Origin of the sequence: Methylobacterium sp. WL103 (genome assembly GCF_008039885.1) — a bacterium.
In the GTDB taxonomy this organism is placed as follows: domain Bacteria; phylum Pseudomonadota; class Alphaproteobacteria; order Rhizobiales; family Beijerinckiaceae; genus Methylobacterium; species Methylobacterium cerastii.
In genome coordinates, this window is record NZ_VRUX01000666.1 from 1 (window position 1) to 2,168 (window position 2,168).

Below are 2,168 nucleotides of genomic sequence, written 5' to 3' on the forward strand. Positions count from 1 at the left end.
CCTCCGCCTCGGCGCCGAAGTCGAACGCCGTCGCGCCGGCGCGCGACGGGCGCAACTCGGCGACGCCGCGCAGGACGCCGGAGACGAACGCGCCGAAGATCAGGCCCTCCGCCGTCACGGCGCGCTCGGCGTAGGCGTGGATTCCGGCCTCGCCGACGGCGCCCATGAAGCGGTTCGCACGGGTCTCCGGATCGAGGCGCAGGAAGTAGGCGAGGATTTCGGCGCGGTCGCTCGCACGTAGGCGGCGGATCGTGTGTCCCGCCGGCTTCGGCTCGGGCAGTGCCATGGTTCCAGTCTCCGATTGCGCGGCGCTGACGTCTGCGCGCATCCGGGCGTGCCCTCCCTCGAAGGTAGCGCCGGTCTCGCACCGCCAAGCCGATTGTGCAATGCAACAATTCGTCCTTGCGGTTTGCGGCGTGGGCTGACATGCGCTGGGCGGATGGAACCCGTTTCCTCGTATCGTGCTGGGCGGCGGGTTGATCGCCCTGTGCGCGCGCTGCAGACGGGTGATCCGTCCTTCGCGCCGCAACAGGGCCGAGGCCGAGCAGGATCCCGTGGTCGTGAGCCGGATGTCGTGAGCCCAACCTTGCCGAGCCAGGCGCCCTCCGCAGACGCGCGCAGCGGCGCGCTCTCCCCCGGGCCCGTCCACGATCGCTACGAGGCGCTGATCGCGTCGGGTGCGATCGAGCGCGACCCGGCGCAGGCGCGGCTGGTGCGCGCCCTCGACCGGCTCGCCCTCGACCTGGAGCGGCGCCGACGCGCCAAGAAGGGCAGCGCCCTCGGCTGGCTGTTCTCGCGCAAGGACACCGTCGGGCCGACGAAGGGGCTGTACATCTGGGGCTCGGTCGGGCGTGGCAAGACCATGCTGATGGACCTGTTCCACGAGGCCGCCCCCGGCCCGAAGCGCCGCGTCCACTTCCACGGCTTCCTCGCCGACGCGCACGAGCGTATCCACGCCTACCGCCAGGCGCTGAAGCGCGGCGAGGTCAAGGGTGACGACCCGATCGGCCCGGTCGCCGACGCGTTGGCCGACGAGGCGACGCTGCTGTGCTTCGACGAGTTCACCGTCACCGACATCGCCGATGCGATGATCCTCGGCCGGCTATTCGGAGCGCTGTTCAAGCGCGGCGTGACGGTGGTGGCGACCTCGAACGTGGAGCCGGACCGGCTCTACGAGGGCGGCCTCAACCGGGCCCTGTTCCTGCCCTTCGTCGAGGAGCTGAAGGAGCGGGTCGAGGTGTTGCGCCTGGATTCGCGCACCGACTTCCGCCTCGAGAAACTCGGCGGCGCGCCGGTCTACCACGTGCCCGCCGACGCGGCCGCGCGCTCGGCGCTCGATGCCGCCTTCCGCGGCCTGACCGGCAAGGCCAAGGGCCGGTCTGCGACGCTCACCGTGCACGGCCGTCAGGTGCCGGTGCCGCAGGAGGCTGCGGGCGTCGCCCGATTCAGCTTCGACGACCTCTGCGCCCAGCCCCTCGGCGCCTCCGACTACATGGCGATCGCCCGCGCCTTCCACACGGTGATCGTCGAAGAGATTCCGGTGATGGGCGAGCAGAACCGCAACGAGTGCAAGCGCTTCATCACCCTGATCGACACCCTGTACGACCGCCACGTGAAGCTCGTCGCCTCGGCCGCCGCCGAGGCGCAGGCGCTCTACTCGGTGCGGCAAGGCCGCGAGGCCTTCGAGTTCGATCGGACGGTGTCCCGACTGATCGAGATGCGCTCGGTGGAATACCTCGCCCTGCCGCACGGCCGGGCCGATTCCGAGGCTTCCGGCTCGACGACCGGCCTCGTCGAGACCTGATGCGGCTTCGCGGCGCCTGCCGCGCCGACGGGTAAAGCTTCGACAACCGCGCGCGCCCGGTTATGTCTGCGCGGATCGCCCCGGCACGTCGCCGGGCCGATCCGGGGCGCCCGACATGATCACCCATCCGAAACATCCGCCCGCGGCGGGTGGTGCTGCGACGCGGACCCGGATCGGGATGGCCGTCGCGTGATCAATCCCCGGTCGATCTCGTTCCTGCGCCGGGCCAACTGGCGCAGCGCGCGGCCTTTCGCGGGCCTGCTCGGCTCGCCGGTCGCCTTCGGGTTGCTGCTCGTCGCCCTCGTCGCCGGCGCCTGGAACTACGTCGGCGGCGAGGCGAGCCGCGCGGCGGTCGCGGCCGGGA

General features: G+C 71.5%; 1 protein-coding gene and 1 pseudogene. One reads left to right on the forward strand and one right to left on the reverse strand.

Annotated elements, in window-relative coordinates:
- Positions 1-286: pseudogene (locus FV222_RS23945) on the reverse strand (GNAT family N-acetyltransferase); the annotation flags it as partial.
- Positions 287-586: 300 nt separating this feature from the next.
- Here FV222_RS23945 and zapE point away from each other — a divergent pair.
- Positions 587-1,804, forward strand: coding sequence for a cell division protein ZapE (zapE, locus tag FV222_RS23950; protein ID WP_147761598.1), 1,218 nt, complete (start codon positions 587-589; stop codon positions 1,802-1,804).
- Positions 1,805-2,168 lie beyond the last annotated feature (364 nt).